Below are 15646 nucleotides of genomic sequence, written 5' to 3' on the forward strand. Positions count from 1 at the left end.
TCATTTTGTGTATCGGCGTCTACCATGAATATTTCAGGCTGCCGACAACCGTTCGGCCCTGATCGCGATAACAGAAACCTGCCGAGCAGACCGGCTTGCGGGTGTCGAGAAGGTTGGTGGCGTTGACCTGCAGTTTTACGCCTTCATAGTCCTTCTTGATGGCGCCAAAGTCGAAATCGATCGCTGCGTCGACAAAGGCGCGAGAACTGTTTTTCATGGTATTTTCGTCATTGCCGTAACTTGAACCGAGAAAGCGCACGCCCGTGCCGACGCCCAGACCGTAGAGGATGCTGTTTTCTGGCAACTTATAATGCGCCCAGGCCGATGCCATGTGGGTCGGTACGGACGAGATTTCATTGCCCACCGTACCTTCCGGCCCGTCTTTGATGCTGGTCTGCATATAGCTATACGACGCAATGAGAGACAGGCCATTGTCGAGACTGGTGCTGGCTTCCAATTCCAGACCACGCGAGCGTAGTTTACCACGCTGTACCTGAATGTTGGCCGGCCCGGTATCCAGTTCAACCACTTCGTAATAGAGGCCATTGTCCTGATTGATGTTGAACAGAGCGGCCGTTATCAGGGTATTGCTGTTGGGCAACTGGTACTTGATCCCGATTTCCTGCTGCTCACTCTCCGTTGGCTTGAACGGATTACCGGTTTCCTGGTTTACACCGGCATTGGGCGAAAACGCCGTCGAATAGCTGGCATATGGCGTAATACCCCAAGGCGTCTCGTAAGTCAGTCCGGCACGCCATGTGAAGGCCTTGTCGCTCTGGTCAGAATCGCTGGATGTATTGGTTGTCAGGTCGCTGCTTTTGGTGTCGGTGCTGACCCAGTCCTGGCGGCCACCGAGGGTGAAAGTCCAGGCATCATAGCGGATCTGATCCTGGAGATAGACGCCAGCCATAAACTGGTCCTGAACGTCTTTTGTCTGGAAGTCGATCGGCGCTACAGGGCGCCCCATGGACGGATGTCTGGTATCCAGCGGCGGCGTATAGCCATAGCCGTTCAATCCCTTCCATTGCAGTTTTGTCAGATCAATACCGGTCAGCAGTTGGTGTTCCAGATTACCTGTATCGAAATTCGCTTCCAGTTGATTATCGATGGTGAAACTGGTCAGACGTTCTTCAAAAGTTCCCGCACTGCTGTCGAGAAGGAATGGATCGTCTTCATTGGCCTGATAGGCAAAAGCCCAATCGGCTCCGATCTTGGTCGAGGCAAGGCGGGCATTCTGGCGGAACACGAAGGTATCGTTAATGCGCTTTTCAAATTCATAGCCTATGCGCCCCTGTGTTTGTACAGAGTCGTTGAAAGCGGTGTTGCCTGCAAAAATGTCGGACACCTTGCCCGTAATGGCATCATAATAATAAGCGGCAGTGCCGCCGGTCTTGATGCGGGAGAACTCGCTGAGAACGGTCAAGCGGGTGTCTTCATCCGGTTTCCACGTAAAAGCCGGTGCGATGTAAATGCGATCATCAGGAACTGACGGCTGTTCGGTATCGGCGTTGCGCCAAAGGCCGGTCAGTCGATAGTAAAGCGGGTCACCTTCCTTGACCGGTCCGGACAGATCAAACTGGGTCTGATAACGATTGTTGGTGCCGTATTGAATCTGCACCTCATGAAGCGGAGTTTCCGTCGGACGCTTGCTGATCAGGTTGAACAGACCGCCTGCACCGGACGCGCCGTAGAGGGCTGACGATGGGCCGCGCAAAATGGAAACGCCTTCCAGACCATAAGGTTCTGTCTTGAAGAGAGCTGAACTCGCTCCCGGCTGGCGCAGATTGTCGCGAAAGACACCGGTATAAGTGACGTCGAAACCGCGCACCGTGAAGGAATCGAAGCGCGGATCAAAGCCGTAGCCACCAACGCGCGCGCTGGGTGTATAGGCAATGGCGTCGAGCAGGGTCTGCGGATTACGATCTTCAAGCTGCTGTTGGGTGACGGAAGAAATAGACTGTGGGGTCTGCACAAACGGGGTGTCGATCTTGGCGCCGGTTGCACTGCTGCGCGCCACATAACCGTCTGCATCAATCACACCACCGCTGCCGCCATCAATGACGATCTTGTCGAGTACGATTGCGCCACTCTCTGCCTGAGGAGGGGTGGTCTGGTCCTGCGCCATTGCCGTAGCGGCAAGGGCAATCAGGGAGGTACCGGCCAGAATTGTGCGGCGAAGAGGCGTGCAGTCTGAGCGCATATGGAATATTCCCAACATGAGTATAACAATCATGACCGTTATACTCATGTATCTGTACTGGCAAGAAATTACCTGATAAAATAAGTCATGTTTTTATGCCTGTAATCATCCTGCAACACTTCGGCTGATGCGGCGTTCAACGCTCAATACTGGCTTCGCCTCGCGTGGCTGAAACGACAGGATCGGGGGATAATAGATCGGAACCATGAATAGAGCACTCCCAGTGATTCAATCAAAACAGGAAATGCTCTAGTTGGATTGAATTTGACGTTTGAATCCCGACCAACTGAAACGCTGTTTCAAACGTCAAATTCGAAAAATCCACTCGATACATATACTTGCTAGTGGTCTTTTTGATTCCGACATTTGCCCGATGCTTGTCGCCGGGGGATGCAAATGTCGGAATCAGACCACTAGTTGGATTGTTTCCCGTCAACTTCCTTGTAAGCCGCATCGAGGAAGCTGGTGTCGATCCACTTGTCGTAGTCAACTGAACCCTTGAGCAATTTGGCATCAGCCATGAATTGCTCTTCGACTTTAAGCGAAGCGAGTGCTTCGGGAGTAATTCTGGGGTCCTGGTAAAACACGTTATTCCGGTAGGTCTGGCGAACCGACTTCTCTGACGACTTTGTTTCGGCAACGAAAATCTTGATCGTTTCTTCGGGATGGGCGTCGGCCCAGCGTGCTGTCTCGATATCGACCTTCAAGAGGCGCTTGACGATCTCGGGATGTTTGCGGACAAAGTCTCCATTTGCGGAAATGAGAAATGGGGCTGACCATTCCGGGTGCGAGGAGGCGTCGAGGATGACGCGGGCCTGACCCGCTTCGACGAGTTTTGCGGCGACGTCGCCGCTTTCGACGACGGCATCCACATCACCGCGCACCAGGGCCGGGCCTGAAGCATCAAAGGCGAGGTTGAGAGACTCCACGTCGTTAAGAGACAATCCGACCGATTTGAGAGCCTTGGCGAAGATTGAATGACGGACTGTCCCTGTGAGATAGGCGACCTTCTTGCCCTTCAGATCTTGCAGCGATCTGATCGACGAGTTTGTGTTGACGATAATCGCTGAACCGTTTTCCTTGATGAAGCTGGAAAGGCCGATTGCTTTGACATCCGCACCGGCTGCGGCGACCCGCAACGCTGGATTGTTGCCGGTACAAATGAACTCTACGGCTCCAGTTGCAAGGGCCGTTGTTGCTTCGGAACCACCGTTGGTGAAAGCGATGAATTCGACCTTGATGCCATCGTCCTCAAATTCCTTGGCAAGCGTGCCATTGTGTCTTTCAAGGATGAATTTCAAGTGGCCGGGTGCCGTGCTGCCGATACGGATCACACTTGGCTTGTCGTCGGCAAAAGCAGGCGATGAGGGGGTGAGGTTGCCGAGTGCGAGTGCCACAAGGCCACTCAACACGACGCGGCGCAGGATGGGAGAATTGAAAACGATCATACGGTGTTTCCCTTGAGACCAGGTTGATGTTGATGTGAGCTCAGGCAGGGGAGATGTCGGAACTGCCTTTCCAGGCGGTGGCCCAGCGTTCGAACCAGACCAGCAGATAGTTCACCAGCAGCCCGATTGCGGTCATGGTTATGATGCCGGCATACATGTCGGCAGTTTCCATCATGAGCTGCGATTGCTGGATCAAAAATCCGAGGCCGGATTTCGCAGCAAGCATCTCTGCGCCGATTACCGCGAAGATGGAGGCTTTGACGGCAAGCCGCATGCCTGAGACGATCGAAGGAATGCTGGCTGGCAAAATGACTTTCCGGAACATATCGATGTCCGATGTGCCCATCGAGCGTGCCGCCTTCAACAGCAACGGATCGACGGATTTGACGCCCGAGATCGTATTGATCAACAGAAAGAAGATCGACGAATAGAAGGTGATCGCAATCTTTGATGCTTCGCCTATACCGAGCAGGAGGATGAAGACTGGCAACAACGCAAACTGCGAGGTGTTGCGCAGCGTCTGCACGAGAAGATCAGAAACTTTTTCGAACAGGGGGTAACGCCCCATGAGAAAGCCGAGCGGCACCGCAACGATGACGGCCAGGACGAAACCAATCGCCGCCCGTTGCAGACTGATGCCGATATTGGTCGTCAGTGTGCCGTCGAGCATCATCGCGTACCACGCCTCTGATACTTCGCTCAGCGGAGGAAAAAAGATGCGATTGAGCCAGCCGAGCCGCGGTGCGATCTCCCATAGTGCCAGGAAAGCCAGGAGCAGGGGCAGGCCGTACGCAAATGTGCCGACTTCGGGTGGCTTGATTTTCCAAGCTCGCCCTTTTCCCCTCTTGGAAGAAGAGCGCGCACCGAATGCGGTCTTATCGGTTAGATAGGCCATCGTAGTGGACTCCTTCAGTGGGCATAGTCAGGCGAAAGCACCCAGTCCTTTTGTGCCTTGTTCACTTCATCGCGAAGCGCTTCCCACACGCGGCTGCGGTGCCGGTTGAATTCGGAACTGGCGCGGATATCACTGCCACGAGGCCTCGGAAGATCGACATCGATTATCTCCTTCACCGTGCCCGGACGTGCAGTCATGACGACGATCCTGTCCGCGAGGTAGATCGCCTCATCAATCGAGTGGGTAACAAAAACAACAGTTGTTCTGATCTTCTCCCAAATGCGCAGCAACTCGGTCTGGAGAATCTCCCGTGTCTGCGCATCGAGTGCTGCGAAGGGCTCGTCCATGAGCAGAACTTCAGGGTCGGTGACGAGGGCCCTGGCGATTGCAACGCGCTGTTGCATGCCGCCCGAAAGCTGATTGGGGAACCGGTCTTCGAATCCGGAGAGCCCGAAAAGTGAAAGGAAATAGCGCGCCTTATCGGTGCGCTCCCGCTTCGAGATACCATGCAGTTCCAGCGCATATTCGATGTTGGACAGTGCTGTGCGCCACGGAAACAGGGCATATTGCTGAAAGACGTAACCCGTCTTCGGGTCCGGCTTGACGATACGCTTGCCGTCGATGCTGACGATGCCGTTGGAAGCCGCTGTCAGCCCGCCGATAATGTCGAGCAAGACGGACTTGCCGCTGCCACTCGGTCCCACCAGCGTTATGAACTCACCCCTCTGGATGGCAAGATCGACGCCATTCAGGACGGTGACGCTGTCGGAGGTGCGGCCATCGACCAAAACCGACTGGCCGGGCTTCAGCCGGAATGTCTTGTGGACGTCAGTCACTGTGATGCGGTCCATTTGATTCTCCATTCAGACTTGCGCAACGCGGATGCGGTGTGTCGGGTCGAGTTCCGTTCCGCCGGGTTTGCCACGCTTCCATCCAAGCGCGCGTGAATAGCTGCCGAAAAGGTTTCGCTCTTCTGCTTCGGCCTCGGTTATCGAAAGCGGGCCATCCGCCCGTTCGGCGACATAAAGAGCGTCCGTTGGGCAATAGATTTCGCACAGAAAGCAGGTCTGACAATCATCCTGACGGGCAATGAGGGGGACACCGTCCGACTCATCGAAGACGTTGGCCGGGCAGACTTTCACGCAGATATCGCATTCAACGCAGCGGCTTTGGGAAATGATCTCAATCACGACGCGATCTCCTGATGCCCATAGATGGCGGTCGAGACGGTGATCTCGTCGATGCCACGTAACGTGATGGGTTGAGAAAATGCCTTATCGTTACCTTTGAAATCGCTTCGGCGATGCATGCCACGGCTTTCCGTGCGGGCAAGTGCTGCCGTTACTGACCAGCGTCCCGATGCAGCGATCGCTGCCGCCTCGCGCGCCTTCAGGCGATCAAGCCCTGATCCAGCAAGATGGTGTTTGACATCGCTCCAGATCGCATCGAGCTTTTCGCTGCTGGCCGTCAGGCGATTGCCTTCGCGGAAATAGTTTTTCTCCAGGGGCGTGACCTCAGCACGCACGCTGTCAATGACATCCTTCGGCGTGAGCGAAACCTTGGTCGCCGAGACGGGACGCAAACCTGCCTGGCCGAGCGCGCTGGAATTGTGCCTGAAGGCCCTCACGCCTCGGCGCTTCGCATGAGATGCGGCTCCTTGGCCGGACCACCAGCCACTGGCAATCGCCCAGGAAGAGTTCGGTCCCCCTCCGCCGGAAGCAGCTCCGGCGATCTGTTCGCGGCTTGCGGCATCTCCGGCGACATAGAGACCGGCGACGTCAGTTGCGCAATCGGACGAGGCGATACGGATACCACCGGTGCCGCGCACGGTTTCTTCGGCGCGGAAAGTAACACGGAATAAATCGTGGAAAGGATCGACCGGCATTCTGTTATAGGGCACGAAGCAGTTCGGCTGACCACGGCGCAACCAGTCCTGCAGGGCAGGCTCTGCTTGATCGAGTATCGCATAGACCGGGGCGTCGATCATTGCCTTGGCGATTTCCTTTTCGCGCTCACCAATACCGTTCTGCAGATGATTGCCGTCACTATCGAGAATTGGCGTGCCATCCTCGCGATAGAATGAAGCCCAGCGGAACGGTAATCCCTTGTTGAGCGACGTACCGAAGGGCGCCAGAGTGTACTTGCCCGTGAACTCCATGCCGGAAAGGGCTGCGCCGGCTTCAGCGGCCATAAGATGTCCGTCGCCCGTCAAGGTCGCGGCACCCAGGATGCGCTCGTTGAAGGCGCAGCCGCCTGTCGCGAGCACGACTGCACCGGCATCAACACGCCAGTCGCGATTGCGCTGGCGATCCATGCCCGCAGCGCCAGTGACCGCTTCGCCGTCGAAATAGAGTTCCAAGGCCGGATGGTGGTCCAGCACCGTAATTCCGGCTCGTAGAAGGCGGCGGCGCATGAAAGCCATATAGTCGGGCCCGCGTAGATTGGCGATATAGAGCTTGCCATCTTCGTCGTCGGGAAATGGATATCCCCATTCAGCCAGCTTAAGCAGATTTTCATAGGCTTGATCAACGGTGCGCAGCATCCAGCGTTGATCAGCAAGATTGCCTGTACGCTGCCAGCGCCGCTCAATGATCTGTGCCCGATTGTCCCCCGGCGGTACGGTCCAGGTGCCGGTATTTGACGGTGCCGTCGCGCCGCTGGTGCCTAAATAACCCTTGTCGGCAATTACGACGCGGGCGCCGCTCTGCACAGCAGACAAAGCAGCCCAGGCACCTGCAGGGCCACCCCCCAGTACGAGTACGTCCGTTTGCAAATGCAGCGGATCACCGCCTGTCAGGTCTTTTCGCTTCAATGACATTGAGATTTCCGGAAAACATTATGCGGGTATGCGACCGCGTAACTGTCTGTTGTCATGCCACATTGGAGAACCAGGATGGTTCGTTGCCAGCAGTCCATTTGATGTTGCAGCCGATCGAGGGTGTTTGTGCCGCCGCAGGCTTCTTGCCAGCAAGTATTGCATCGGTTGCAGCGCGGAGATCCTTGCCCGTTACCACCTTGCCGTTGCCTGGGCGCGCATCGTCGAATTGGCCATGATAGGCGAGCTTGCGGTCGCCATCGAAAACGAAAAGATCAGGCGTGCATGCCGCGCCGTAAGCCTTCGCGACCGTTTGCTCCTCGTCCTTCAGATAGGGGAACGAGTAACCGATCTCATCGACTTCCCGACCGATTGCCTCGATGCTTTCTTCAGGGTGGGCCTCGATATCGTTGCTGTTGATGGCAATTATCTGCAGGCCTTTGGTCTGATACTCGCGGGCGAAGGATGCAAATTCATTGCGAATGAGCTGTACGAAGGGACAGCGATTGGAGATGAAAGCGACGAGAAGCGCCGGCGCGGCTTCAAAATCGGAGAGCCTGTGCGCTACTCCATTTGCATCGCTTAGGAGGAAATCGGCCGCTATTGTGCCAAGCTCGATAGAATTGGATAGGGTTTTGGGCATAGGATCCTCCTTTAGTGGAGGGTCTATAATCTACAATTTTTGTAGGCAATGAAGGAAAGAAGATTGCGTCTTCCTCCCGGAATGGGAATTAACTTCCCACGGCTTTGACGTCAGGCAAAAGCTATATGGTTGTGAAGAAGAATAATTCAGCAACCTGCTGGCGATCATATGTTGTGGGTTCAGCGAACATCAGGAACGGCGATTTCCCCGCGTGATTTGCACAATCCAATTCATTCAATTGCGGGCACTCCGACGAAACGCTGAGCCGAGCTTGAACGATGTCGGCTACGATGAACAACTGCGAGTTGCTCAAGTATTGCAACAGGTACATCACAAAAATCTATCGGTCGATGTCGTATTCCGAGCCAAGATCCACAATAGACAAGCCGTGTGGGTAGAAACGATACTTAGCTGATTTGAACCAAGTAAACGATGTCCGGGCCCTATTCCGCCCTTGAGCATTTGTTCAGAAGCTTCTGCGAAGCAGGCAGCATTCCTTTCATCTCCCTGGAGTGTAGCGACACTATTATCGAAATGGCTTGCACATGCGTGTTTGGGGTAATCTTTTGTAACTGCCCGCAATCATTTGACTGATAAGTACCGTCCCCTATGACGTCAGCAGCGACCAGACAAGAGGGGCAATTGGGCTGGCAAGAGGCGGTCGATCCAAAATTGCTCTGGTTTCAAAGGATTTGGCTTCTTCAGTGCATTATGCCCCTTGTCTGGGATTTGAAGAAAGAAATCCTGCGGCTCAGTTGAGTGAGATTGCGTCCGGGAAGCCAAGAGTTTTTGCCGCGGCTTCTCAATATTCTTCGATATTGAACAGTTCCTTTATGTTTACCTCACTCAACGATCAAAGTCGTGTCATAGGAGGGTGTCGAACGCTTTACTGGCTTAATTGTAACAACCTAACTGCACCGCTTCAGTTCTGGCCTGCACCCGCTGGATTTCCCTCAAAGCGGGATATTCGGTCCGCTGAAGAAGCTGTTTGCATCGGATTTGTTTGTACTCCGGCACGGGTGCTCGAGTAACGCACCCGGAAAGAACGACCAGAACGATGCAGGCAGCCGTGAGATTTTCCATCCGATTTCTCCTTTGTGGAGAATATAACGCTCATTCGTTTGCGGAGTAGAGTGGCTTATGGGGGAGCTTCCGCTCCCGCTATATTTGAATGGGCGGATAGCTGGTCCTGCATCATTCCTTTAGAGCATAATCCGACCGGAGTGAAACGAGGATCGATAAGATTATGCTTGAAATAGAAGAAGTTAGAGCGCCGATCTAATCATATCAGATCGAAACGCGCTCTAAATCGCAGCGGAGACGACGATTTCGATACGCATGTCTGGATCAGCCATCAATACCTGCCCGCAGCATCGGGTCGGCGGATTGGCCGGATCGATCCAGGCATCCCACACCTCGTTCATCGCCTTGAAGTCTGACATTTCCCTCAACCAGATCTGCGCCGTAAGCAAACGAGATTTGTCAGTCCCGGCGCGTGCCAGAAGGTCATCAATCTTGGCGAGAGTTTCTCTCGTTTGCTGAGTGATGTCCTTATCTGAATCCGAAAACTGGCCCGACAGGAAACACATGCCATTGTATTTCACCAGACGGCTGCGGCGGTGATTCACATCAAGTCGTTCAATCTGCATTTGGTTTCCTCCCGGATTGAAGATTGGAAAAATTCCGCTCTCATGTTGTTTATGAAGCGGGCACAGGTTGTATCGCGTCGCCAAGGCAATCGCGAAGCTCATCGATGATCTTGGGGAGCCAGTCTTCCGTCATCATCTCAAGCGGTGCTGTGAATGAAATCGCAGCATTTAGCTCATAGGGACTTGTGGCGCGCACTGGCAAACCGAGTCCGCCTTCCCCAGGCAGATAATATGCCATGTTGACAGCGAAGCTTCGCCGTCGCGCGTCCTCAATCTGCGACATGACAACAGCCTTATCGACATATTGAACGGAAGGATGACTAAGATAACGTGGTGCATTTGCCTCAAGTAGCGCGAGACAGTCGGCTTCAGGCATAATGGACATGAGAGCAACGCTTCCAGCTGCGACACCCATCGGCACGCGCCCGCCAACCCCCATCGTAAACTGCCGGTCTGGAAATCGCGAAACCATCTCGGCACAAACGGCGTCAACGCCCGCCTGTACCATCATGTAAACAGTGTGTCCGCTTCGCCGCGCAAACTCGGTCATTCCGGGTCGGAATTTCGAAATCAGGGGTTCGAGACGGGCCTGCCCCCTAGCAAGCATTGGGATAGCTGGCCCAAGCCGGTAAAAGCCGTGCTTGCCAGCAGGCTCTGCAAAACCCTTTTGAAGAAGCGAAACGAGGCTGCGGTGAACTGCAGGTTTGGCCTCGCCGATGCGTTCGGCAATATCGGCTAATGCGAAACCATCGGCACCTGCTTCTCCCAGGACAATTAGAATATCAAGTGCGCGTACTGCATTGCTTGATGCGTTCGTAGTCACAGACGACTCCAAGGTTCTAACTATTAGAACATTTAATAAAATTCATTCCAATAAAAGGAATAGGTTGACTTCTGTCATATTTTTCGTTGTCATTCAACTCCGGCGTTAAGTCTTTGAACCGAGGGAGGAGCGTTCAAAGATTGCTGCTTTTACACCTGATCTCAGGTTGTTGACGCACGCCCCTGCCATGCTCCCCCATCTCTGTTTGAGGCGAGGACAACAGCATGGTGTCGTTCCTGATCAAACGAATGGGCTTCGCGCTTTTCACGCTGTTCAGCGTGTTGACGTTGGTCTTCGTAATTGTTCGTGTTTTGCCGGGCGATCCGGCGCTTGTCATCCTGGGCGATCAAGCCAGCCCCGCAAGTATTGCTGCACTGCATCACAAGCTCGGCCTGGATCAGTCGATCATTGTTCAGTACGCAAACTTCATGCTGGGCGTTCTCCAAGGTGATCTTGGTAAGTCCATGATAACGGGCCGCTCGATCACGGCCGAGATCATGAACGTGCTGCCCTATACAATGGAGCTGACGATCGCGTCGCTCGTATTGGGGATTTTGCTCGGTGTTCCTGCGGGTGTCTGGGCGGCAGTGAAACGAAATAAACCTGCTGATCTGATGTTGCGTCTTGTTTCGCTACTGGGTCTTTCCCTTCCAGCTTTTGTTGCGGCGATCATCTTGCTGATGATTTTCGCAATACAACTGCGCTGGTTTCCTGTCATCAGCTCAGGTGGCGGTGATGGATTGCTGGATCGGCTGAGACAAATGGCGTTACCGACCATTTCGCTGGCGCTGATCATGATGGCATACATCACGCGTGTCACGCGCTCGGCCATGCTCGAAGTTCTAAATCAGGATTTCGTGCGTACGGCGAAAGCCAAAGGCGCTTCACATCACGCAGTTGTTTGGCGTCATGCGCTCGGTAACTGCATGATCCCGATTACGACGGTGGTAGGGCTCTATCTTGGTATTCTGATCGGTAATTCCGTTCTGACTGAAATCGTCTTCTCCCGGCCGGGCCTGGGCAAGCTCATTCTCAACGCCCTGACTCAGCGTGACTATACCCTGCTGCAGGGGATGATCGTCATTTATACGCTTATCGTTGTTGCGGTGAACATGCTGACTGACCTGACCTATGGTTTCCTCGATCCGAGGGTTCAGTACAAATGACATCCATTACAACCAATTCATCTGCCGCTCCACGCGCGCAGTCCAGATGGCAATTTCTACGTCGATTGAATTTTTCCACCTGGCTGGGCATAGCCATTGTCCTGACGCTTATTCTGTGTGCGGTTTTCGCGCCGGTCCTGGCGCCGTACGATCCGAACGAACAGAACATCATTGTGTATCTGTCGCCACCAAGCGCAGAGAATCTGCTGGGCACGGATCAGTTCGGCCGCGATGTTCTTTCGCGATTGCTTTATGGAGCGCGCTATTCGCTGACCATTGGCTTTCTGGCCATTGTGGTTGCGCTGATAATTGGCTCATTTCTGGGCATGATAGCTGGTTATATGGGTCGCAAGACCGACATCATCCTGATGCAGATCATGGATGTCGTGCTGGCGTTTCCATCGCTGATCCTTGGTTTGGCGCTCGTTGCTCTGATGGGGGCAACACTGACGAACATTGTTATCGCTATTGCATTTACAGCGATACCGGCCTTTGCGCGAATTGCACGCGCTGGCGTTCTGACACAGCGCGACCGTGAATATGTCCAGGCTTGTCATGCAATGGGTTTTTCCCACGCGCGCATTCTGTTCGGCCATATTCTGCCTGCGATCCTGCCCGAAATTATGGTCATGGCATCACTATGGATGGCAACTGCCGTCCGCACAGAAGCCTCGCTTGCTTTCATCGGATTGGGGCTCGCGCCGCCCACACCAACCTGGGGGGGCATGGTTCGCGAAGGCTTCGATAATATTCTGAGCTCCTTCCATCTGGCCCTCTATCCGAGCCTTGCAATCCTTGTGCTCGTTCTCGCTCTCAACCTGATCGGCGATGGTCTGCGCGACGCAATCGATCCACGACTGAAGGATGCCAGCTAATGACCGATCAGCCTGCAATCATCGTTCGAGATCTCAAGATTTCCTTCGCCAGAAAGCCGGTTGTCCATGGGATCAGCTTTCAGATCGAGCCTGGGAAGACACTGGCTCTGGTGGGGGAATCCGGCTCTGGCAAGAGCGTTACTTCGCTGGCGATCATGCGTCTTCTGCCTGATCGCATCGCCAAAGCTGAAGGCGCGGTGATGCTTGGCCAGCAGGCCTTGCTTACATTGCCCGAAGCCGAGATGCGCCGAGTACGCGGTGGCAAGATCAGCATGATCTTTCAGGAGCCGATGACGTCACTCAATCCGGTACAGACCGTGGGAACGCAGCTTGCTGAAGTTCTGAGAATTCACAAGAAGATCAAGGGAAGGGACCTGCAGGAAGCCGTTCTGGAGCTCTTGCGCAAGGTGCGCATTCCCGATCCGGAGCAGCGCGTCAATCAGTATCCGCATACATTTTCCGGCGGTATGCGACAGCGTGTGATGATCGCGATGGCACTGGCATGCAATCCGGATCTGATCATCGCCGATGAGCCCACAACTGCTCTGGATGTGACCGTGCAAGCTCAGACGCTCCAGCTTTTGAAGGAGCTGCAGCAGGAAACGGGAACCGCTGTTCTGTTCATAACGCATGATATGGGTGTTGTTGCTGAAGTCGCCGACGACGTGCTGGTCATGCGCCATGGCCGCGTCATTGAGCAAGGCCCGGTGATGGAAATCTTTAGCAATCCAAAGGACGCCTATACGCGCAGCCTTATCGAGGCAGCTCCCAGCCTAGTCGGCAAGTTACAGGCCGGGACGGTTCCGGCGCGACCTGTCGACAGTCCGGTGATGGCAAATACCGCAACACCGGTTCTGGAGGTAAACGACCTTTCTGTGAGATTTCCTGTTCACGGTGGTCTCTTTGGTCGCGCCAGAGGTGCAGTGCACGCGGTCGAAGATGTGTCGTTCAGCATAGGCAAGGGCGAGACCCTTGGACTCGTCGGTGAGTCCGGTTCGGGAAAATCCACCATTGGCAAGGCGATCATCAATCTTGCACCTGTCCACAATGGCAAGATCACCGTCGGTGGGGAGACAATCGACTATCTGGATCGCAAAAGCCTTTCTTCATTGAGACGGCAGGTGCAGATGATCTTTCAGGATCCTTTCGGCTCGCTTGATGCACGTCAGACCATCGGCTCGGCGATCAAGGAGCCAATGAAGGTTCACGGTCTGGAGACCGGTGCAGCCGCACAGCAGAAAATGGAATGGTTGATGGAGCGTGTTGGATTGGATCCCAATCGCGCATCCAGCCTGCCTCACGAATTTTCAGGTGGACAACGCCAGCGCATCTGCATTGCACGAGCTCTCGCAATGGCCCCCCGTTTGATCATCGCCGATGAAGCGGTTTCCGCACTTGATGTCGCCATCAAGGGGCAGATCATCGAGCTGATGATCGATCTCCAGAAAGAATTCGACATTTCGTATCTCTTTATCAGCCACGATATGGCTGCCGTCGAGCGCATCTGCAACCGCGTTGCGGTCATGTATTTTGGTGAGATTGTCGAGATTGGTCCTCGGGACGATGTGATCGGACGACCGGGGCACGAATATACGCAGCGGCTGCTTTCGGCGATCCCCATAACACATCCCGATCAACGCGGAATACGGCAGCGGCGAGCTGCCGATGCTGGTCCACCAAGAAGTCCGCTCAAGCCCCTCGGCTATAGCGCGCCAACGGCGCGCTGGAGCATGGCTGCGGACGGTCATTTCATTCGTATGGCGAGCTAGATTGGAGTCTTCTGGAAATGCATGCCCTAACTCAACTTGCTAAATTTGTTTCTGGCCACCCTAAAGGCGCGTTGCCGTCGGAAACGCGCGAAGCCATCTCACTTCTACTACTCGATCTGATGGGAGCGACCGCAGCGGGCCTTCATTCGCGTCTGGCAGCCTCGGCGAGACAAGCAGCGTCCGATGTATATGGCTCAGGTGTTGCTCAGGTTTGGCTTACAGATATGAAGCTGAGCGTGGCCGGCGCTGCCATGGCAAACAGCGCGGCTGCCAGTGCGCTTGATATTGATGACGGTCATCGTGGAGCGGCGGGCCATGCTGGTGCTGGTGTCATTCCAGCGGCGCTTGCTGTCGGCCAATCCATCGATGCGTCGGACACCGAGATGCTTGATGCAATCGCTTTGGGCTACGACGTAGCCCTGCGTGTTGCCACATCACGCCCCAGCAGCACCATCGAAACTTATGCAAGCGGCAGATGGGTAAGTTATGGTGCGGCTGCGGCTGCCGGACGGCTTCTCGGGCTCGAGGCCGACGAGATGGCGCATGCGTTGGCGATTGCAGGTTCTGAAGGCCCTATCGTTTTTCCAACCGGTTCCTCCAAGTTTCAGGGCAGCACGGTGAAGGAAGGAATTCCACCTGCCGTGGTTGCCGGTATCACCGGGGCTTATCGCGCGAAGGCAGGAGCAACCGGGCCGGTAGATCTGCTCAACAATGAAGAGCGTTATGATCGCAGAATTCTGCTGGGACAGCTCGGCGAGGTCTGGGAACTGCAACGCTGCTATCTCAAGCCTTATGCTTGCTGTCGTTACATGCACGCAGCCATCGATGCGATCCTGAAAATGCGCAGGGACGGACGCCAGATTCACAGGCTCCGTATCGAAACCTTCCCGCAGGGTCTTCGCCTCGCTAATGAGCGCGCACCGAGCACGTTGGAAGGCGGCCAGTATAGTTTCTATTTTAGTTGCGCGCTTGCGGCGTTGCGTGGGCCGGAGGCACTGCAGCCCGTCGACCCCGACAGCTTGAAAGACATAGAGGTGCTCGGCCTTGCGAACCGGATCGAGCTCGAAGCTTCGACCGATTTCGTCACAGCGTTTCCAGTGCGTACACCAGCCCGTGTTCTGATCGATCAGGGCGACGGTGCTGAAGAACTGGTTATCGACCATCCGCTTGGCGATGTAGCCAATCCCATGAGTTGGGATCAGGTCGCTCACAAGTTCAAGAATATTGGACGCGTCAGTCTGAGCCCCCAAAACCAGGACAGTATTATTTCGGCGATTAGCAGTCTGAACGAAACGGGATTTACCTCACTGCTCAGTGCGCTTGCCAAGCCTCAAGACAATAATATTCAATAAAAAGGGAACAA

The 15646-nt window shown here is 54.7% G+C and carries 14 protein-coding genes; 4 read left to right on the top strand and 10 right to left on the bottom strand.

Features of this window, described 5'->3' with window-relative positions; genetic code table 11:
* Window positions 1-19: 19 nt before the first annotated feature.
* From FIB18_RS16470 to FIB18_RS16515, 10 genes are all read right to left on the bottom strand, one after another.
* Window positions 20-2200, bottom strand: coding sequence for a TonB-dependent siderophore receptor (locus FIB18_RS16470; protein WP_140021737.1), 2181 nt, complete (start codon window positions 2198-2200; stop codon window positions 20-22).
* Window positions 2201-2613: 413 nt separating this feature from the next.
* Window positions 2614-3648, bottom strand: coding sequence for an aliphatic sulfonate ABC transporter substrate-binding protein (locus FIB18_RS16475; RefSeq protein WP_140021738.1), 1035 nt, complete (start codon window positions 3646-3648; stop codon window positions 2614-2616).
* Between the two features lie 40 nt (window positions 3649-3688).
* Complete coding sequence (locus tag FIB18_RS16480) at window positions 3689-4543, bottom strand: ABC transporter permease (protein WP_140021739.1); 855 nt, start codon at window positions 4541-4543, stop codon at window positions 3689-3691.
* Between the two features lie 14 nt (window positions 4544-4557).
* On the bottom strand, window positions 4558-5394 hold the full coding sequence (locus tag FIB18_RS16485; RefSeq protein ID WP_140021740.1) for an ABC transporter ATP-binding protein: 837 nt from the start codon (window positions 5392-5394) through the stop codon (window positions 4558-4560).
* Window positions 5395-5406: 12 nt separating this feature from the next.
* Window positions 5407-5733: a 4Fe-4S dicluster domain-containing protein gene (locus FIB18_RS16490; RefSeq protein WP_140021741.1), complete on the bottom strand. Its 327-nt coding sequence runs from the start codon at window positions 5731-5733 to the stop codon at window positions 5407-5409.
* Window positions 5730-7361: an FAD-dependent oxidoreductase gene (locus FIB18_RS16495; protein ID WP_140021742.1), complete on the bottom strand. Its 1632-nt coding sequence runs from the start codon at window positions 7359-7361 to the stop codon at window positions 5730-5732. Before FIB18_RS16495 ends, FIB18_RS16490 begins: the two co-directional genes overlap by 4 nt.
* Before the next feature lie 52 nt (window positions 7362-7413).
* On the bottom strand, window positions 7414-8001 hold the full coding sequence (locus FIB18_RS16500) for a thioredoxin family protein (RefSeq protein ID WP_140021743.1): 588 nt from the start codon (window positions 7999-8001) through the stop codon (window positions 7414-7416).
* Between the two features lie 894 nt (window positions 8002-8895).
* The gene (locus tag FIB18_RS16505; protein WP_140021744.1) at window positions 8896-9084 is read right to left on the bottom strand and encodes a hypothetical protein; all 189 of its coding nucleotides are present in this window, start codon (window positions 9082-9084) and stop codon (window positions 8896-8898) included.
* A 221-nt stretch (window positions 9085-9305) separates the two neighbouring features.
* Window positions 9306-9752 carry a RidA family protein gene (locus FIB18_RS16510; protein WP_328596246.1) on the bottom strand — a complete coding sequence of 149 codons (447 nt, stop codon included), beginning with the start codon at window positions 9750-9752 and terminating at the stop codon, window positions 9306-9308.
* Window positions 9700-10473: an IclR family transcriptional regulator gene (locus FIB18_RS16515; protein ID WP_140021745.1), complete on the bottom strand. Its 774-nt coding sequence runs from the start codon at window positions 10471-10473 to the stop codon at window positions 9700-9702. Before FIB18_RS16515 ends, FIB18_RS16510 begins: the two co-directional genes overlap by 53 nt.
* Before the next feature lie 224 nt (window positions 10474-10697).
* Between FIB18_RS16515 and FIB18_RS16520 the strand changes: the two genes are divergently transcribed.
* Genes FIB18_RS16520 through FIB18_RS16535 form a run of 4 tightly spaced genes read left to right on the top strand, consistent with a single transcriptional unit; the run spans window position 10698 to window position 15635 of the window.
* Window positions 10698-11639, top strand: coding sequence for an ABC transporter permease (locus tag FIB18_RS16520; protein WP_140021746.1), 942 nt, complete (start codon window positions 10698-10700; stop codon window positions 11637-11639).
* On the top strand, window positions 11636-12514 hold the full coding sequence (locus FIB18_RS16525; protein ID WP_140021747.1) for an ABC transporter permease: 879 nt from the start codon (window positions 11636-11638) through the stop codon (window positions 12512-12514). The genes FIB18_RS16520 and FIB18_RS16525 overlap by 4 nt, the downstream gene beginning before the upstream one ends.
* Window positions 12514-14283: an ABC transporter ATP-binding protein gene (locus FIB18_RS16530; RefSeq protein WP_140021748.1), complete on the top strand. Its 1770-nt coding sequence runs from the start codon at window positions 12514-12516 to the stop codon at window positions 14281-14283. Before FIB18_RS16525 ends, FIB18_RS16530 begins: the two co-directional genes overlap by 1 nt.
* Before the next feature lie 17 nt (window positions 14284-14300).
* Window positions 14301-15635 (top strand): MmgE/PrpD family protein, encoded by a 1335-nt coding sequence (locus FIB18_RS16535; RefSeq protein ID WP_140021749.1) that lies wholly within the window; start codon window positions 14301-14303, stop codon window positions 15633-15635.
* Window positions 15636-15646 lie beyond the last annotated feature (11 nt).

This window comes from Brucella pecoris (assembly GCF_006376675.1).
GTDB lineage: Bacteria > Pseudomonadota > Alphaproteobacteria > Rhizobiales > Rhizobiaceae > Brucella > Brucella pecoris.